At 64.6% G+C, this 17,782-nt stretch carries 19 protein-coding genes; 6 read left to right on the top strand and 13 right to left on the bottom strand.

The genetic code is table 11. The features are described from left to right. Nucleotides 1-273 precede the first annotated feature (273 nt). The 9 genes from madM to mdcA form a co-directional block, all read right to left on the bottom strand. Nucleotides 274-1,038, bottom strand: a complete 765-nt coding sequence (madM, locus tag ACN6NG_RS12810) for a malonate transporter subunit MadM (RefSeq protein ID WP_016499447.1) — start codon at nt 1,036-1,038, stop codon at nt 274-276. Nucleotides 1,039-1,040: 2 nt separating this feature from the next. Beyond that, on the bottom strand, nt 1,041-1,463 hold the full coding sequence (madL, locus tag ACN6NG_RS12805; RefSeq protein ID WP_474314270.1) for a malonate transporter subunit MadL: 423 nt from the start codon (nt 1,461-1,463) through the stop codon (nt 1,041-1,043). A 217-nt stretch (nt 1,464-1,680) separates the two neighbouring features. Continuing rightward, the gene (mdcH, locus tag ACN6NG_RS12800) at nt 1,681-2,601 is read right to left on the bottom strand and encodes a malonate decarboxylase subunit epsilon (RefSeq protein ID WP_197899116.1); all 921 of its coding nucleotides are present in this window, start codon (nt 2,599-2,601) and stop codon (nt 1,681-1,683) included. Next, complete coding sequence (locus tag ACN6NG_RS12795; RefSeq protein ID WP_279923757.1) at nt 2,598-3,212, bottom strand: malonate decarboxylase holo-ACP synthase; 615 nt, start codon at nt 3,210-3,212, stop codon at nt 2,598-2,600. The genes mdcH and ACN6NG_RS12795 overlap by 4 nt, the downstream gene beginning before the upstream one ends. A gap of 1 nt (nt 3,213) precedes the next feature. Continuing rightward, nucleotides 3,214-4,005, bottom strand: coding sequence for a biotin-independent malonate decarboxylase subunit gamma (mdcE, locus tag ACN6NG_RS12790; protein ID WP_063423800.1), 792 nt, complete (start codon nt 4,003-4,005; stop codon nt 3,214-3,216). Further along, entirely contained in the window at nt 4,002-4,850 is an 849-nt protein-coding gene (locus tag ACN6NG_RS12785) for a biotin-independent malonate decarboxylase subunit beta (RefSeq protein ID WP_063423801.1), read from the bottom strand. Before ACN6NG_RS12785 ends, mdcE begins: the two co-directional genes overlap by 4 nt. Further along, nucleotides 4,843-5,142, bottom strand: a complete 300-nt coding sequence (locus tag ACN6NG_RS12780) for a malonate decarboxylase subunit delta (RefSeq protein WP_028613842.1) — start codon at nt 5,140-5,142, stop codon at nt 4,843-4,845. The genes ACN6NG_RS12785 and ACN6NG_RS12780 overlap by 8 nt, the downstream gene beginning before the upstream one ends. 1 nt (nt 5,143) lies before the next feature. Beyond that, entirely contained in the window at nt 5,144-6,043 is a 900-nt protein-coding gene (locus ACN6NG_RS12775; protein WP_474314265.1) for a triphosphoribosyl-dephospho-CoA synthase, read from the bottom strand. Continuing rightward, a complete protein-coding gene (mdcA, locus tag ACN6NG_RS12770) occupies nt 6,043-7,704 on the bottom strand; it encodes a malonate decarboxylase subunit alpha (RefSeq protein ID WP_063423803.1) in 1,662 nt (553 codons plus the stop codon). The genes ACN6NG_RS12775 and mdcA overlap by 1 nt, the downstream gene beginning before the upstream one ends. A 254-nt stretch (nt 7,705-7,958) precedes the next feature. Here mdcA and ACN6NG_RS12765 point away from each other — a divergent pair, with 254 nt between their 5' ends. Both ACN6NG_RS12765 and ACN6NG_RS12760 read left to right on the top strand, forming a co-directional pair. Beyond that, nucleotides 7,959-9,029, top strand: a complete 1,071-nt coding sequence (locus tag ACN6NG_RS12765) for an enoyl-CoA hydratase/isomerase family protein (RefSeq protein WP_474314262.1) — start codon at nt 7,959-7,961, stop codon at nt 9,027-9,029. A 16-nt stretch (nt 9,030-9,045) separates the two neighbouring features. Beyond that, nucleotides 9,046-10,197: an acyl-CoA dehydrogenase family protein gene (locus ACN6NG_RS12760; RefSeq protein ID WP_063423805.1), complete on the top strand. Its 1,152-nt coding sequence runs from the start codon at nt 9,046-9,048 to the stop codon at nt 10,195-10,197. Nucleotides 10,198-10,333: 136 nt separating this feature from the next. Here the strand turns inward: ACN6NG_RS12760 and ACN6NG_RS12755 are convergent, their stop codons facing one another. Further along, nucleotides 10,334-11,266: a LysR family transcriptional regulator gene (locus ACN6NG_RS12755; protein ID WP_016499436.1), complete on the bottom strand. Its 933-nt coding sequence runs from the start codon at nt 11,264-11,266 to the stop codon at nt 10,334-10,336. A gap of 126 nt (nt 11,267-11,392) precedes the next feature. Here ACN6NG_RS12755 and ACN6NG_RS12750 point away from each other — a divergent pair, with 126 nt between their 5' ends. Continuing rightward, nucleotides 11,393-11,653 carry a DUF2790 domain-containing protein gene (locus ACN6NG_RS12750; protein ID WP_016499435.1) on the top strand — a complete coding sequence of 87 codons (261 nt, stop codon included), beginning with the start codon at nt 11,393-11,395 and terminating at the stop codon, nt 11,651-11,653. A 1-nt stretch (nt 11,654) separates the two neighbouring features. On the opposite strand, the gene ACN6NG_RS12745 is transcribed toward ACN6NG_RS12750, so the two are convergent. Beyond that, nucleotides 11,655-12,347: a tRNA (adenine(22)-N(1))-methyltransferase gene (locus tag ACN6NG_RS12745; protein WP_474314259.1), complete on the bottom strand. Its 693-nt coding sequence runs from the start codon at nt 12,345-12,347 to the stop codon at nt 11,655-11,657. A 137-nt stretch (nt 12,348-12,484) separates the two neighbouring features. On the opposite strand from ACN6NG_RS12745, the gene ACN6NG_RS12740 reads away from it, so the two are divergent. Both ACN6NG_RS12740 and ACN6NG_RS12735 read left to right on the top strand, forming a co-directional pair. Beyond that, on the top strand, nt 12,485-12,865 hold the full coding sequence (locus tag ACN6NG_RS12740) for a RidA family protein (RefSeq protein WP_016499416.1): 381 nt from the start codon (nt 12,485-12,487) through the stop codon (nt 12,863-12,865). Nucleotides 12,866-13,070: 205 nt separating this feature from the next. Next, nucleotides 13,071-15,071, top strand: a complete 2,001-nt coding sequence (locus tag ACN6NG_RS12735) for a peptidase U32 family protein (protein ID WP_016499415.1) — start codon at nt 13,071-13,073, stop codon at nt 15,069-15,071. 16 nt (nt 15,072-15,087) lie between these two features. Here the strand turns inward: ACN6NG_RS12735 and ACN6NG_RS12730 are convergent, their stop codons facing one another. Next, nucleotides 15,088-16,413, bottom strand: a complete 1,326-nt coding sequence (locus ACN6NG_RS12730; RefSeq protein WP_063423807.1) for a sigma-54 dependent transcriptional regulator — start codon at nt 16,411-16,413, stop codon at nt 15,088-15,090. Nucleotides 16,414-16,753: 340 nt separating this feature from the next. Between ACN6NG_RS12730 and ACN6NG_RS12725 the strand changes: the two genes are divergently transcribed. Continuing rightward, nucleotides 16,754-17,020 carry a hypothetical protein gene (locus ACN6NG_RS12725; RefSeq protein WP_016499413.1) on the top strand — a complete coding sequence of 89 codons (267 nt, stop codon included), beginning with the start codon at nt 16,754-16,756 and terminating at the stop codon, nt 17,018-17,020. A 106-nt stretch (nt 17,021-17,126) separates the two neighbouring features. Here the strand turns inward: ACN6NG_RS12725 and ACN6NG_RS12720 are convergent, their stop codons facing one another. Continuing rightward, on the bottom strand, nt 17,127-17,693 hold the full coding sequence (locus ACN6NG_RS12720; protein WP_474314256.1) for a vWA domain-containing protein: 567 nt from the start codon (nt 17,691-17,693) through the stop codon (nt 17,127-17,129). Nucleotides 17,694-17,782 lie beyond the last annotated feature (89 nt).

Genomic DNA, 17,782 nt, shown 5'->3' with positions numbered 1-17,782 from the left:
CTCCGGGACACGGGAACTCTGCGGAGGGGTGGAGCAAGGTGTGTGCCAGGAGAAGATATCCAATATTTTCAGATGGTTGCGTAGGTAACCGAATCGGATTGGGGAGGATCACCCGGCGGTTTTCCCCGATTTGGGGGCAACGGGTTGCATGACTGAAGGCGACGCAATCACTGTGGGAGCGGCCGTGGCCGCGAACACCGGCGAAGCCGGTGCCATGTACCGAGTCGCCTGCTTCGCGGGCACGCCCGCTCCCACAGAGTGAAGGCTACGACGTCAGCCGACCAGACCGCGTACGCAGAAGTACAGAATCGACGGCCCCATCAGGCACCCCAGCCCGGTATGGAAGGTGGCGGTCAACGCGCCATACGGCACCAGCCGCCGATCCGTCGCGGCCAGCCCGGCCGTCACCCCCGACACCGTCCCTGCCAACCCGCCGAACACCATTGCCGAGCGCGGGTTGTCCAGGGCCAGCAGGCGCGCAGAAACTGGGGTGAACACCATCACCAGGATCGCCTTGATCAGCCCGGTGGCAATCGACAGGGCCATCACGTCCGAGCTGGCACCCAGCGCCGCCCCGGTCACCGGGCCGACGATGTAGGTCACTGCACCCGCGCCGATGGTGGTCATGCTCACCGCATCGCGGTAACCGAAGGCATAGGCGACCGCCGCACCGACAATAAACGGCAGCACCGTGCCCAGCAGCAGCGCCACCAAGCCAATCATCCCGGCTTTACGCGCTTCGGTGGCCTGCACCTCGAAGGCAGTGGCTACAATGGCGAAGTCACGCAGCATGGCCCCGCCCATCAGGCCGATGCCGGAGAACAGCGCCATGTCGGCCAGGCCTTTCTGCCCGCCCGTCACGGTGCCGCCTACCCAGGCCAGCACCAGGCCGATGACGATGGCGATGGCCGAGCCGTGCACCCGGCCGAAGGTGAGGTACTTCGACATCACAACCGACAACCACATGATTGCGCCTACCACTGCAAAGGCAGTAATCAGGCCGTTGTGCTCCAGGGCATTTTCAATGATCGGCCACATGTTCAACGACCTCCTGCAGGGGCAACCTGCGCGCGGGCTTCGGGGGTGGGTTCAAGGGCAGGCAAAGGCTCGCCACGGTGGCTGCGGCTGATCAGGGCGATGGTCGCGCCGCACACCAGCACCGCGCCCACCGCCGCCAGCAGCGCCACCGGCCCGCCGTGCAGGGCGGTGACCACGTTCTGCTGGGCCGCCATGGCCACCACCACCGGGATATACATGGCCCCCCAGAAGCCCACGCCAAACTCGCACTCCTTGCTCATGCCACCGTTGCGGTGCATGTACAGGCGCGCGCAGATCAGCAGGATCATGGCGATGCCGACCCCGCCCACATTGGATTTGACGCCCAGCAACACGCCCAGGAAGTCGCCGACGATAACGCCGGCAAGCGTGCAGACCGCCAGCAGTACCACACCATAGATGATCATTATTGTTGTCCTCAGGTAGTGTCGAAGTTGCTTGTTGTTGTTCTTCGTAAACACACACTTGCCCGGCTCACGCGGTCAATGTGGGAGCGGCCTTGTGTCGTGATAGGGGTGCGCAGCGCCCCCCAAGAATCTTCGCTTCACTTCTTGATTGCCGGGGCCGCTCTGCGGCCCTATCGCGACGCAAGGCCGCTCCCACAGGGATTGCGTTAGCCAGCCATCATCGCCGGTCAGCCACCTCCTGGCGCAGCAGCGCATCCAGGGTGTCCCACCGTGTACCCTCCACGGCCACCACCCTGCCCTGTTCGAACACTGACCGGGCCAGTCCGCTGAGCACGTTGCCGGGCGGTATTTCCAGGTGCAGGCGCACGCCACGCTCAAAGGCGTTGCGCAACGTGGCGCGCCAGTCGACCACCCTTGCCATGTTGCCCGCCAGGTCGTCGCGCAGGCGCTGTGGGTCGAACACCGGGCGCGCGCTGCTGGCGCTAAGGTAGGTAATGCGTGGGCGGTGTAACTCAACCGTGGCGAAGGCACTGGCCAGTTTCGCTGCTGGGCCATCCAGCAACGGGCAATGCGACGGCACGCTGACTGCCAGGCGTCGGGCCACGCCCTGGCCTTGGCGGCGAGCCCTGGCGGCGACCGCAGCCATCGCCGTATCGCTACCGGCGATGACGATCTGGTTTTCACTGTTGAGGTTGGCGACATGCACCTCGCCCCCCACCTCGCTCAGCAAACACTCGACACTGGTCAGGTCCAGGCCGCTGAGTGCAGTCATGCCGTAGCCTTGCGGGTAGGCGCACTGCATCAGCTCGCCACGCAGGGCGACCAGGCGCACGGCATCGGCAAACCCCAAGGCGCCCGCCGTAACCGCCGCGGGATAGGCGCCAATCGACAAGCCCGCCACGTAATCCGGCGCTGGGCTGCGCTGCATCAGCCAGCGTGCCCAGGCCACACCGCTCAGCAGCAGGCACAGCTGAACAGCGCGGGTAGACTGCAGCGCTTGCTGGCTGTCCAGCGCCAGCGCGGCTTGGCCGAGGGTATCGCTGGCCTCCTCCAGCAGCTGCCCGGCGCCCTCAGGCAAGCGCTGTAGCATGCCCACCTGCTGGGCGCCCTGCCCGGGGAAGGCGAACAAGCTGCTCATGCGGCACGCTCCATCACGGCCCAAGGGTCGCTGACCAGGCGCGGGCCATGAGGCGACTTGAGCAGCACGCGGCGGGCAAAGCCGGCCCATTCACGCAAGGCAATGGCACCCGCTGGGGTTTCCAGCTGCACATCGATACGGCACGGCGCGCAGTCGAGGATGTCCAACAGCTCTCGCGCCTGGGCGCGGGCAAGCGGTTGCGGTGTGCGCAGCAGCAGGTCCAGGTCACTGTCGGCATGTACCACTTCAATGCCGGTCGCAATCTGGTACCCCACCCCGCCCGTCGGCCCCCAGGCCAGGCCGCTGGCCTGCAATACCGGGGTGACCGAGGCCAGTGCCTGTAGCGCAGGCCATGGGCGTTGTACGTGCACCCGCAGCGCTTCGGGGCCTTGCTGACGCTGGATATCGGCCAGGCGCATCAACCCGCCCAAGCGCTGCGCCCGGCCCTGACCACGTACCCCAACCGCTACCCAGCCATCCTCACAGGAGGCACGGCGCACCACCACCGGTCGGCCGCTTGCCAGCACGTCCTGTGCCCACTGCGGCGCATCGGCGGGCAAGCCCGACACGGGCATCCCCCACAGCAGGTCGTGCGGCCTTGGCGCGTTCATCTCAAGCGCCCTGCCACTGGCGGCGCAGCTGTTCGCGTACCTGGCGCGAAGCGCTGCGGTTTTCACCCGCCAGCCGCGACGACAGGTCGGTGGTGCTACCAATATCGCGCACCGCTTCTGCCAGGCAGGCACGCACCTGGGCAATGTCGGCAGCGCTCGGTGCCTCGGCGTTATCCACTGTCAGCCGGCGCCACAGCAGGCCCAGCGAGGCGTAGCTGGCCAGGTCGTAGGCCATGGGGGGCACGTCGGCGGCCAGGGCCTCCAATTGCTCGACGCTGCGCAGGGTAATCCGCGCCGCAGCCGCCTTGCCCATGGCGTGCACCATGACCCCGGCATCGTCCAGGGCGATCAGGCGCTGGGCCTGGTAGCCGTGGGCAAGGAAGGCACCGGACATGGCCTTGCCGACCAGCAGACCGATCACCGGGTGCCCGGCCAACCGGGCCTGGGCGTAGGCTTGCACGGCACCGGCCAATGCCTGGTGAATGCCCAACGCCTCCTCGCGGCGGCCGTAGGCCTGACTGGGCACGTCGATAACCGCGACAATGGCCCGCTTCTGGCCGTTGCGGTCAGCCTCCACCGCCTCGCTCACCGCCTTGGCCAGGCCCCAGCCTTCAAGCAGGCCGACCTCGCCCGAGCGGGCACGGGGGAATGGGTTGTCGGCATCCGGCACCACGGCGATGAAGCGCGCCAGGCGGTTGTCCAGTTCGCCGTCGATCACCCGCAACGACGCGGGGTAACCTGGCAGGGCTTGCCCGCCGGCCAGGCCCGGCAGCCAGTTCAAGGCACGGTTCATTGGGCTTCTCCTTGGTAAAGGGCGCGCACGGCGGCGGCATCCAGTTGCGGGCAGTCTTCGCCCAGCCGGGCCAGCCGGTCGAGGAACCAGGCGTGCTGGCTGGCGCGGTCTTTGGAGGGTGTGTCGAGCAGTTGCAGCAAGCGTTCGCGCAGCGCATCGATATCATCGGCCACATAGCCGTCCACCAAGCCGCTGGCATGGCGTTGTTCGCCGCCGGTCAGGCTCCAGATGAAGGGGCGGTCCTTGGCGTCGTATTCGTCGATGCCGGCCTCCTGTTCGATCACTTGCGGGCCGTTCAGGCCCAGGCGTGCTTCGCGGGTAACCAGCAGGTGGCTGCACAGGCCCGCAGCAATGGACATGCCGCCAAAGCAGCCCACCGAACCTGCGATCAGGCCGATCACCGGCTGCAAGGCCCGCAGCTCGACAATGGCCGCCTGGATTTCGGCAATCGCCGCCAGGCCCAGGTTGGCTTCCTGCAGGCGCACACCACCGGTTTCCAGCAGCAACACGGCGCAAGTGGGGATGCCATGGCGGTTATCTTCGATGGCCAGTTCCAGCGCGCCTGCAATCTTGGCACCGCCCACCTCGCCCATGCTGCCCCCCTGGAAGCCACCTTCGATGGCCGCGACCACAGCATGGCGCCCATTCAGCCGGCCCTTGGCGATAACCACACCGTCATCGGCCTGAGGCACGATGCCCTGGCGCGGCAGCCAAGGCGACATCAGCCGGTCGAACGGGCCCAGCAACTCCCGGAAGCTACCTGGGTCTAGCACGGCACGCGCCCGCTGCCGGGCGCCCAGTTCGACAAAGCTGCGGCTGCGCAGCAAGCGTTCGGTGTCAGTCATGGGCAATCTCCTCGAAGCCTTGCTCAAGGCGCAGGCGCACAACGCCCGGGGTGGCGCCAAAGTCATGGATGTCGATGTTCACGGCCGGCCACGCACGGCCCTCGAACAGGCGCTGGAACAGCTGCGCCCAGCGGGCGCCACTGCCGTTGACCGAGGTCACCACCTGGATGTGCAGGCTGCCGGCAGTGCCAGGCTCAATCAGCACTTCGAGGTCGCCGGAGCTGACGCAGCCCACCAGCGTGCGGCCGCGGCCCGGTTCGGCGGCGGGGAATTGAAAATTCAGGGTTTCCATGTCACAGGCTCCCGGCTTTGTCGAGGAACAGGCAGGCGGCCAGCAAGTCGGCGGCGCCGCCCGGTGAGGCGTTCAGGTGCAGCAGTTGCCGGTCCAGCTGGCGCAGTTGCCGGCGCCCCGCCAGTGTGGCGCTGCCGCCTTCGGCAAGTACGGCGCGGGCACCTTGCTGGACGGCAGCCAGCCCGGCCGGGCCGCTGCGCCAGAGCACGCAGGTGTCGCTGAGCACGCCCATGATCGCCAGTAACGCGTCGAGCCGGGCGTGCTGCTCGCTGGCACCGGCGGCGCGGCTGCGCTGCAGCTGTGGCAGGCCGTGGCCGATGACGGCGGGGAAGCCTTGCTGTGCCTGTTCGCGGGCGCCGCCGCTGCCGTAGCGGTGGCGGACCTGCAAGCCATGGCTGTGCTGGTGCGGCATGGCCGGGTCGTCGAACAGCGCGATGCGCCCGGCGCGCACGGCCAGGGTAGTGGCGTCGACCTGAGGGGCCAGGGCCTTGGATGCAACCAGCAAGCCCAATGCCCAGATCGCGCCGCGGTGGGTGTTTACCCCGTGGGTGGCGGCAAGCATCGCGGCCTCGCCTTCACGGCCGAGCTGGCCCAGTGTGGCGCGCAGGGGTTGGCCAACCTGGCCGATGGACTGGGCGGCTTCAGCCATATTGCGCAGGCATGGCCACAGGGCCAGGGCCGATGCGTGCATCAAGGTCAGGGTCATGTCTTTGTGGGCGCCGTTGCTGCGGCGGTCGACCAGCCCGGGTTTGGGGGACAGGTCGGCTTCGTCGATCAGGGCTTCAACGGCCAGGTCGGCGAGGTGGTCGGCCAGGGAGATTTCGGTTGCCTGGGCTGGCCTCTTCGCGGGTGAACCCGCTCCCACAGGAACCTGGGGGAGCTCGAGAAAGAGTGCTTTCATCACCAGCTCCTGAACCGGGCAGGCGGGTTGTAGAGGCCGCCGGACCACTCGACCAGGTCGGCAATGCTGCGCGCGGCCAGCAGCTCGCGGCTGGCGTCGGTGCGGCGGATGCCCAGGTCCTCAGGCAACGCGATCAGGCCTTGCTGGCGCATGCGCAGGGTGTCTTTCGGGTCGTGGCGCAGGCCGATGGCGGTAACCCCGGCCACGGCGGCAATCATCTGCTGGCGTTCTTCCAGGCTGCGGGCCTTGTACAGGTAGGCAATGCCCTCCTCGGTCAGCAGGTGGGTGACGTCATCGCCGTAAATCATCACCGGCGCCAGCGGCATGCCGGCCTTCCTGGCCACTTCCACGGCATCGAGGGTTTCCACGAAAGTGGGCTTGCCGCCTTCCTGGTAGGTCTCGACCATTTGCACCACCAGCTTGCGCCCGCGCTCCAGCAGGGTTTCCGGCACGGTCATGTCGAGCCAGGCCGGGGTAGCGTGGCGCCGGCCACGCGGGTCGTGGCCCATGTTCGGCGCACCGCCAAAGCCGGCCAGGCGGCCGCGGGTCACGGTCGAGGAATGGCCATCGCCATCCACTTGCAAGGTGGCGCCGATGAACAGGTCGACGGCGTATTGCCCCGCCAGTTGGCACATCATGCGGTTGGAACGCAGCGAGCCATCGCGGCCGGTGAAGAACACATCCGGGCGCTGGGCGATGTAGTCCTCCATGCCCAGCTCGGTGCCGAAGCAATGCACGCTTTGCACCCAGCCGGTCTCGATGGCCGGGATCAGGGTCGGGTGCGGGTTGAGCGTCCAGTTACGGCAGATCTTGCCCTTCAGGCCCAGAGACTCGCCGTAGGTGGGCAAGATCAGCTCGATGGCGGCGGTATTGAAGCCGATGCCATGGTTCAGCGACTGCACCTGGTGTTTTTCGTAGATGCCGCGAATGGCCATCATCGCCATCAGCACATGCACCGGCTTGATGTGGCGCGGGTCGCGGGTGAACAGCGGTTCTATATAGAAAGGCTGGTCGGCGACCACCACGAAATCGACCCAGGACGCCGGGATATCGACCCGTGGCAGGTCATCCACGCGGTCCACCAGCTGGTTGACCTGGGCGATGACGATACCGTCGCTGAACGCGGCCGGCTCCACCAGTGCCGGGGTGTCTTCGGTGCTGGGGCCGGTGTACAGGTTACCGTCACGGTCGGCCATGAAGCCGGCCACCAGAGTGACGTTGGGGATCAGGTCGACCAGCAGCCGCGAGTACAGTTCGATATAGGTGTGGATGGCACCGACTTCGAGCAGGCCATCTTCCAGCAACTGGCTGATGCGCAGGCTCTGCGGGCCGGCGAAGGAGAAGTCGAGCTTGTGCGCGATGCCACGCTCGAACAGGTCCAGGTGCTCGGCGCGGCTGACGCTGGGCATGATCATGTGCAAGTCATGCAGGCGTTCGGGGTCGACCTTGGCCAGCGAGCGTGAAAGGAAGTCGGCCTGCTTCTGGTTGTTGCCCTCCAGCACCACCCGGTCGCCCGGGGCCAGCAGCAGTTCGAGGGCTTCGACGATACGCTCGGTGGGCAGCACCACGCCGTCGGCGAGGTGACGTACCCGATCAAGGCGGCGCTGCTTTTCGGCGCGCCGCCGCGACCATTGCGGCGGTGGATTCTGAGTTATTGTCATGGTGGCTCCACAGGTTCGCTGTCGTGGAAGCCACCTTAGGGCTGCGTTGCCTGGCGGATCAATCAAGCTGCCGGCGCTTTCGTTACGGTCAGGTTAATGAATTGCCTCGTGGGACAGTGGCCTAAAGCAAAAATGCACGATGCCCCTGCATAATTGTCGATTGTGCAAGGCAAATTCGCATGACAGGATCCTGCGATCCTCCAGCGAACTCCAGACTTCACTTGGAAAATCAATAACAAAGCAGGGAGAACGCAATGACTGCGCAAGCTATTACCTCGGCAACCGATCATGTACTGGCCGAGGTCCGCAACCAGGTCGGCCACCTGACCCTGAACCGCCCCGCCGGCCTCAACGCCCTGACCCTGGACATGGTCCGTAGCCTGCGCCAGCACCTCGACCAGTGGGCCGAAGACCCGCAAGTGCGCGCCGTGGTGCTGCGCGGCGAAGGGCCCAAAGGCTTTTGTGCCGGGGGCGATATCCGTTCGCTGCACGACAGTTTCAAAGCTGGCGACACGCTGCATGAAACCTTCTTCGTCGAGGAATACGCCCTCGACCTGGTCATCCACCGCTACCGCAAACCCGTGCTGGTGCTGATGGACGGCTTCACCCTTGGCGGCGGCATGGGCCTGGCCCAGGGTTGCGACCTGCGTGTGGTCACAGAGCGCAGCCGCCTGGGCATGCCCGAAGTCGGTATCGGCTACTTCCCCGATGTGGGCGGTAGCTACTTCCTGTCACGTATCCCCGGCGAACTGGGCATCTACCTGGGCGTCAGCGGCACCCAGATCCAGGCGGCCGACGCCTTGTACTGCGGCCTGGCCGACTGGTACCTGGCCAGTGACCAACTCGCCGCCCTTGACCAGGGCCTGAAGCAACTGAACTTTGGCGACAACCCGCTGAAGGACCTGCAGAACCTGCTGGCCACGCTCGGTACCCAGGCGCTGGAAGATGCACCGCTGGAAAAACTGCGCCCGGTCATCGACCACTTCTTCGCCCTGCCCAACCTGCAAGCCATTGTCGAGCAATTGCGTGCGGTCAGTATCGGTGACAGCCATGCCTGGGCCGTGGGCGTCGCCGACCAGCTGGAAAGCCGCTCACCGCTGGCCATGGCGGTTACCCTGGAGATGTTGCGCCGCGGTCGCCACCTTGGGCTGGAAGACTGCTTTGCCATGGAGCTGCACCTGGACCGCCAGTGGTTCCAGCACGGCGACATCATCGAAGGCGTGCGCGCCCTGATCATCGACAAGGACAAACAGCCTCGCTGGAACCCGCCGACCCTGGCCGCGCTGCAACCGCAGCGGGTTGACCAATTTTTCGAAGGCCTGTGAGCCCGGGAGTACACAGATGCAAGACCTGGAACTGAGCGAAGAGCAGATCATGATCCGCGACATGGCCCGGGACTTTGCCCGTGGCGAGATCGCCCCGCACGCCCAGGCCTGGGAAAAGGCCGGCTGGATCGATGACGGCGTGGTGCGCAAGATGGGCGAACTGGGCCTGCTGGGCATGGTGGTACCGGAGGACTTCGGCGGCAGCTACACCGACTACGTCGCCTACGCCTTGGCCGTGGAAGAAATCGCCGCTGGCTGCGGCGCCACCGGGGCAATGATGAGCATTCACAACTCGGTAGGCTGCGGGCCGCTGCTGGCCTACGGTACTGCCGAGCAACAACAGCAATGGCTACCGCGCCTGGCCAGCGGCGAGGTCATCGGCTGCTTCTGCCTGACCGAGCCGCAGGCCGGCTCCGAGGCGCACAACCTGCGCACCCGCGCCGAACTGGTCGATGGCGAGTGGGTAATCAATGGCGCCAAACAATTCGTCAGCAATGCCCGCCGCGCCGGCCTGGCCATCGTATTCGCGGTGACCGACCCGGAGCTGGGCAAGAAGGGCCTCTCGGCGTTTCTGGTGCCCACCGACAACCCGGGTTTCAAGGTGGACCGCAGCGAACACAAAATGGGGATCCGCGCCTCCGACACCTGCGCGGTCACCTTCGACAATTGCCGCATCCCCGCTGCCAACATCCTTGGCGAGCGTGGCAAGGGCCTGGCCATCGCCCTTTCGAACCTTGAAGGCGGCCGTATCGGCATTGCCGCCCAGGCGTTGGGCATCGCCCGCGCCGCGTTCGAGGCGGCGCTGGTCTACTCGCGCGACAGGGTGCAATTTGGCAAACCGATCAACGAGCACCAGAGCATCGCCAACCTGCTGGCCGACATGCAGGTACAGGTGAACGCCGCACGTTTGCTGATCCTGCATGCCGCCCGCCTGCGCAGCGCCGGCAAGCCGTGCCTGTCGGAGGCGTCGCAGGCCAAATTATTCGCTTCGGAAATGGCCGAGCGGGTGTGCTCGATGGCAATCCAGGTGCATGGCGGGTATGGCTACCTGGAAGATTACCCGGTGGAGCGCTATTACCGCGATGCGCGGATTACCCAAATCTATGAAGGGTCGAGCGAAATCCAGCGCATGCTGATTGCACGCGAGCTGAAGCACTATCCCCTGTAGTACGGCGGTCCCCGTCTGTGGGAGCGGCCTTGTGTCGCGATTGGGCCGCAACGCGGCCCCACGATCTGCTCCACACTCCGAAATCGCTGGGGCCGCTTTGCGGCCCAATCGCGACACAAGGCCGCCGATCTGCGATTCAGCGCCAGTACCGCGAATCATCCACCACCTGCGCATGCCCCTCGAACACCGCCGGCAGCTGCTCCTTGAGGTAATCGATCCACGTACGCACCTTGGCATCCAGGTAGTGCCGCGACGGGTACATCGCATACAGCGCACTTTCGCGCAGCCGGTATGGCGCCAGCAGCCTGCACAAACGCCCTTGCTCGATCGACTGGCTGGCCGTATAGAACGGTAGCAGGCCTATGCCCATGCCCAATTCACTGGCCACCAGCATGGCGTCGGCAACGTTGGTGGAGAAGTTGTCACTGGGTGCGATCACGCACTGGTCCACACCCTGGGGGAATACCCAGTCGCCTTCATACATGGGATACGCCATGCGCAGGCAGCGGTGCGCATGCAGGTCCTCGGGGCGCTCAGGCACGCCATGCCGCTCCAGATAGCTGGGCGCTGCGCAGGGGATACTGAAGATATTGCCAAGCGGGACGGCAATCAGCTGGGAGTCCGGTAGCGCACCGTCCACGGTGATCACCACGTCATGCCCTTCGGCCAGCGGGTCAGGATTGCGCTGGGACAGCGTCAACTCGATCACCACTTCCGGGCACAGCGCGTTGTAGCCGGCCACCAGCGGCATCAGCAACAGGCCCAGGCCGTGCGGGCAATGCAAGCGCAGATGGCCGCGAGGCGTGAGGTGCGCACCGCGCGCTTCACCCACCGCCTCTTCGGTCAGCAGCATGATCTGCCGCGCGCGCTCCAGAAACCGCTCACCCGCCTCGCTCATGCGCAGGCGCCGGGTGGTGCGGTGCAGCAGGCGGGTCTGCAGCTGGTTCTCCAGCTCGGCAACGATGCGCGAAACCTGGGCCGCGGAAATATCCAACGCATTGGCGGCCGCAGCGAAGCTGCCACATTCCACCACACGGGCGAAGGTACGCATGGCATGCAGCATGTCCATGAGGGTGTGCTCCTTGTTCAGTCTTATTCTTGCGTTACAGGCAGGAATCTATCACGGACTGGCCCATTTATTGTGGATGACCAATGAATACATCATTAGTCATACATTGAAGAAAAGGAGCCTGTCATGAAACGTTCGATCGCTGTCCTTGCTGTTGCCGCCACCCTCGCCTCGTTCGGTGCCTTTGCCGATGCGGGCAGTACGCAGCCAACCAGCAGCAATTATGAATACGGCATGCCGCTGGATGTGGCCAAAGTGATCTCCATCACCCCGGCCAGCAACGCTGCCGACTGCCAGGTTGGCACTGCGCACATGGTGTACGTCGACCACCAAGGCCAAAAACGCGAAATCGACTACCGCGAAATGGGCAACTGCTCGCAGCAGTGAGTCAGGCGAGTACCTGGGTGATCCAGCCCACCTGCTGATTGAAATCGTCGATTTTCGCCTGAGGCACCGCATCGCGGGCCCGTTGGAAATTGGCCAGGGTCTGCTGCTTCTGCCGCAGCATGCGCCGCCACTTGACCAGAAATGCCTCGCTTTTCTCCTGCATCAACACCGGGCCGAAGTACAGCTGTTCAGCGCTATACACCACCCTGCCCGGCTCGGCGACGATGATTTCGTAGTCGAAGCGGTTTTCCCGTAGCAGCTCTTCGCTGACGATCTGGTAACCATTGCCCGCCAGCCACTGGCGCAGCTCGCGCTCACCGCCATTGGGCTGCAGTACCAGGCGCGTGACGCCGCCAAGGCGCTGCTTGCCGGCCTCGAGGATCTCGCACATGGTGTCGCCGCCCATGCCGCAGATGCTCACCACCGAGATGCGGTCTTGCGGCTCCACCGCTGCCAGGCCATCGGCCAGGCGCACGGTTAACCGGTCTTGCAGGCCGTTTCTGCGCACGTTGCGCTGGGCCGAGGCAAACGGCGTCTGCGCCACCTCGCCCGCCACCCCCGCCTCGACCACACCCCGCAGCATCAACGCTACCGGCAGATAACCATGGTCCGAGCCGATGTCGGCCAAGCGGGCGCCCTGCGGCACATGTGCAGCCACGCGCTCCAGGCGCCTGGACAAAGTCTGTTCGTTCAAAATGTGCCCCTGGCTTTGCAATGGGGCGCGATTCTGACGGCGAACGCCGCGCATTTCAAACACCTGGGCGCCCTCGACCGGACCCGCCTGCTCGCGTAGGCTTGCCGTTTTCCTTCCGTAGCAAGGCAAAACACACCATGGCACATGCAGACATCATCTACACCCCGGACCCGGACGCCGAGTCGATTTCGTCCGACGTCGCCGAGTTCAACGGCGTGCTGGTCACCACCCAGATTCCGACCCACGCCGATGGCAGCCTGGAACTGGGCGGCATCGTCGAGCAAAGCGAATGCACCCTGCAGGCGCTGAAAGTGGCGCTGGAAAAGGCCGGCAGCGGCATGGACCGCGTGCTGCACCTGACCATCTACCTTACCGACATGGCCGACCGCGCCGCGTTCAACGAGGTGTACCAGCGCTTCTTCAGCAAGCCATGGCCGGTGCGTGCGGCCGTGGGTGTGGCTTCGTTGGCATTTGAAGGCATGCGCGTAGAAGTCACGGCGATGGCTGCCAAGCGCTGAGCTACCTGCAAGGGCCCTATCGCCGGCAAGCCAGCTCCCACCACGACCGCAACGGCCTCAAGCCCTATGCAATTTCTGTGGGAGCTGGCTTGCCGGCGATAGGGCCGGTAAAAGCAATACACCTCCCGGCACCCCGATGGTGCCGCCAGCCCGTTTCGCCGCTACAATGCCCGCCTAAACCGTGGCAGCCCGAAAATATAACGATATGTCCCTTCCAAAGAATCACCTGGAACTGCTCAGCCCTGCCCGTGACGTGGCCATCGCCCGTGAAGCGATCCTGCACGGCGCTGACGCCATCTACATCGGCGGCCCAAGCTTTGGCGCACGCCATAACGCCTGCAACGAAGTGGGCGAGATCGCCGAACTGGTCGAGTTCGCCCGCCGCTACCATGCGCGCGTGTTCACCACCATCAACACCATCCTGCACGACAACGAGCTGGAACCCGCGCGCAAGCTGATCCATCAGCTGTACGATGCCGGCGTCGACGCGCTGATCGTGCAAGACCTGGGGGTGATGGAGCTGGACATCCCGCCGATCGAGCTGCACGCCAGCACCCAGACCGACATCCGCACCCTGGAACGGGCCAAGTTCCTCGACCAGGCCGGTTTCTCCCAGCTGGTACTGGCCCGTGAACTGAACCTGCAGCAAATCCGCGCCATCGCCGCCGAAACCGACGCCGCCATCGAGTTCTTCATCCACGGTGCGCTGTGCGTGGCATTCTCCGGCCAGTGCAACATCTCCCACGCGCAGACTGGCCGAAGCGCCAACCGTGGCGACTGTTCGCAAGCCTGCCGCTTGCCCTACACCCTGAAGGATGACCAGGGTCGCGTGGTAGCGTTCGAGAAGCACCTGCTGTCGATGAAGGACAACAACCAGACCGCCAACCTGGCCGACCTGGTCGATGCTGGCGTGCGCTCGTTCAAGATCGAGGGCCGCTACAAGGACATGGGCTATGTGAAGAACATCACCGCCCACTACCGCAAAGAGCTCGACGCCATCCTCGAAGGCCGCCCGGAATATGCCCGTGCGTCCAGCGGCCGGACCGAACACTTCTTCTTGCCCGACCCGGACAAGACCTTCCACCGCGGCAGCACCGACTATTTCGTGACCGACCGCAAGGTCGACATCGGTGCCTTCGACTCGCCAACCTTCACCGGCCTGCCGGTGGGTGTGGTGGAAAAGGTCGGCAAGCGTGACATGCAAGTGGTGACCGAAGTGCCACTGACCAACGGCGACGGCCTGAACGTGCTGGTCAAACGCGAAGTGGTGGGTTTCCGCGCCAACATCGCCGAACCACGTGGCGAGTTCGAGGAAGACGGCCAGAAGCGCTACCGCTACCGCGTCGAGCCCAACGAAATGCCCGAAGGCCTGCACAAGCTGCGGCCCAACCACCCGCTGTCGCGCAACCTCGACCACAACTGGCAGCAGGCCCTGCAACGCACCTCTTCCGAGCGCCGTGTTGGTGTGGAATGGCATGCTGTACTGCGCGAGCAGCGCTTGATGCTTACCCTTAGCAGCGAGGAAGGCGTCAGCGTGCAGGTGGCCCTGGACGGCCCGTTCGGCGAGGCCAACAAGCCGCAGCAGGCCCTGGACCAGTTGCATGACCTGCTCGGCCAGCTGGGTACCACGATGTACCACGCCAGCAGCATCGAACTGGACGCGCCGCAGGCGTACTTCATCCCCAACTCGCAGCTCAAGGCCCTGCGCCGTGAAGCCATCGAGGCGCTGACCGAGGCGCGCATCAAGGCGCACCCGCGTGGCGGGCGCAAGGCCGAAACCACGCCGCCGCCGGTGTACCCCGAGTCGCACCTTTCCTTCCTGGCCAACGTGTACAACCAAAAGGCCCGCGACTTCTACCACCGCCACGGCGTGCAGCTGATAGACGCGGCCTACGAGGCCCATGAAGAGCACGGTGAAGTGCCGGTGATGATCACCAAGCACTGCCTGCGCTTCTCCTTCAACCTGTGCCCCAAGCAGGCCAAGGGCGTGACCGGCGTGCGCACCAAGGTGGCACCGATGCAGCTGATTCAGGGTGATGAAGTGCTGACCCTGAAGTTCGACTGCAAACCGTGCGAAATGCATGTGGTCGGCAAGATGAAAAGCCACATCATCGACCTGCCAACCCCAGGCAGTGCGGTGGCCCAGGTGGTGGGGCACATCAGCCCGGAAGACCTGCTGAAAACCATCGTGCGCGCGCCACACTGACCCTCGGACAGTTCAGTCAGCGTATCTGATGCTTGTGCAGCAAGCGGTAGAAGGTGGGCCGGGAGATCCCCAGCACCTTCGCCGCTACGCTCATGTTATCGCTGTGCCGGTTAAGCACATCGCACAAGGCCTGGCGCTCGGCCCGCTGCTTGTATTCCTCTAGCGTGCCCAGCGGCTGCTGCCCTTGGTCCAACATCTGCAGGCCCAGGTCCTGCGCCTCGATCTGCCGGCCTTCGGCGAGTACCAGGCCACGACGCACCCGGTTGGCCAGCTCGCGTACATTGCCCGGCCAGTCATGCCGGCCCATGGCCGCCAGGGCATGGTCGCTGAATGAACGCGGCCGGCGCCCGGTTTCCAGGCTGTAGAAATGGGCAAAATGGCTGGCCAGCATCGACAAGTCACCATGTCGGTCCCGCAGGGGCGCGGTCACCACCTGCAACACGTTCAGGCGGTAATACAGGTCTTCGCGAAAGCGCCCCTGTTCGATGGCTTTTTCCAGGTCCACGTGGGTGGCGGCCAATACCCGCGCATCCACCGGAATCGGCTGGCTGCCGCCCACCCGCTCGATGTGCTTTTCTTGTAGAAAACGCAGCAGATTGGCCTGCAATTCCAGCGGCAAGTCACCAATTTCATCCAGGAACAACGTGCCACCATGGGCGGCTTCAATGCGCCCGGTCTTGCGCTGATGGGCACCGGTGAAAGCGCCCTTCTCATGGCCGAACAGTTCGGACTGGATCAGGTGCTCGGGGATTGCCCCGCAGTTGATGGCGACGAACGGCTGGTCGCTGCGTTGCGACTGCCGATGCAGGGTGCGGGCCACCAGCTCTTTGCCCGTGCCGCTTTCACCACGGATCAGCACCGGCGACTCGGTGGGCGCCAACTTGCCCAGCAACTTGCGCAACTCGCGGATCGGCCGGCTTTCGCCAAGCAGTTCGTGGGTCGCGTCGTCCACCTTGGCGGCCCCTTTGCCACGCAGGCGGGCCATGCCGAACGCCCGGCCAAGGGTGACCTGCACGCGGGAGACATCGAATGGCAGGGTGTGGAAGTCGAAGAACCATTCGCAGACAAAATCGCCGACGGCCGGCATGCGCAACTGTTCGGCGCTTAACACCGCGATCCATTCGGTATTACTGCGCTTGATCATGTCCTTGACCGCGTCCGGGTGCCTGAGGTGCGAAGCCTGCAAGCGCAACAAGCCGACATCACAAGGGTGATCGAGCGCGGCACCGAGCACGCAACTGTCCACATCCCAGCCTGCGCTACTCAGGCCTGGCAACAATTGGTGGCAGTCGTCGCAGGGGTCGACGATGAGCAAACGACGTTGGGCGGCAGGCTGCAGCATGACCGTTCCTTGGCGCCAGTTTTTGGTTTTATGAAGTAAAACAGCAAGTTGTGGCGCCCGTTTAACAGTAGCAACGAAGTTGACGGTGCCCACTACCGTCTGTCTGCTGACGCATTTTTTTACAAAGTGCCACGGGAATTTTCGCACTTTATCGACATCACATGGCGGCGCAGGAAGAACGGATTCAAGCCTGACAAAAAATTTTACACCTAATGTGTGACTTGCCCAGGGACAACGAGCATCAGTACACATAACCCCGCGCTGCACTTCGCGACCATTGAGGCGACTTTAAAGCAACGCGGAATCACTTCGATGTTTGGGACCATAGAGAGACCGAACCATGAATGCCCCGCTCCGTGTCAACGAAGCACTGCTGATTGCCGACCACGCCTTCGAACCTTTCCAGTGCGTAGCCTGGGATGCACCCAACGGTACTGGTGAGCTGAGCCTGGCAGTGATCGACCGGACCAACACCCGCATCGGCAGCAAGCGAGTGTCTTCGAGCACCTACTCCGACCCTGCCCAGTGGGCCAGCCTGATCGAAGAAGTGCGCGCCGAACTGTGCGAAAAAGGTTACGACCTGCAACCGTGGTCAATGCCAAAGTAACATCGCCTGGCAAACCAAGTGCGTGCAATGCCACGCACTTGTTCAAATGCAAAGTTGCTGTTCTGGCAACTTCCACTATTGCGACACAGTGTCGCATCCATGCTGTTCAGTCCACCGCCTTGAACTGCTGCAAGTGCTGGTAATCGGCCTGCAGTTGTTCGGCCAGGCGTTGCGCGCGCCCAATACGCACCGGCGCCAACTCCATATCCACCACCAATGTTGTACAGGGCATGGGTTGTAAGGCGTTCCAGTGCTGAAGGCGACCATCGGTAAACACCAGGCAGCGTACCGCTTCATCCGGATGGGCGCGCTGGCGTGCCTGTAGCCAATTCCGCGCCTGTTCCAGTGCCGCGATCAGCGGCGTACCGCCCCCGGCGCCCAACGCCTGCAGCCACGGCTGCAAGGCCGCCGAAGCCTTCAGGCCATGGCGCTGCCACTGCGGTGTGCGCCCGCTGGCGGTCAGCAAGGCCAGGCGGGCGCGCTGGCGGTAGGCCTGGTCGAACAGTGCCGCCAGCAGCCCTTTGGTGTGTGCCAACGCCTGATGGCGGCGGGTCGAGGCCGAAGCGTCGACGATCACCAGCCACAACTCTGCCGGTTTGGCCCCGCGTTGTTGCCAGCACAGGTCCTGGCGTAGCCGTGGCCGCCCTTTTAGCAAGGTCGGCAGCCAGGCCACGCGGCCGCTTGCCGCACTGCGCGGGCGACCACGGCTGGCACCGTTCTGCTTGCCTGCGCCCGCTTTGGCATCCGCCCCTTTTGCAGGTG

Source organism: Pseudomonas sp. TSO6, from assembly GCF_056098905.1.
The sequence above is the reverse complement of the archived record's forward strand: the minus strand, read 5'-3'. Positions and strand labels throughout refer to the sequence as shown.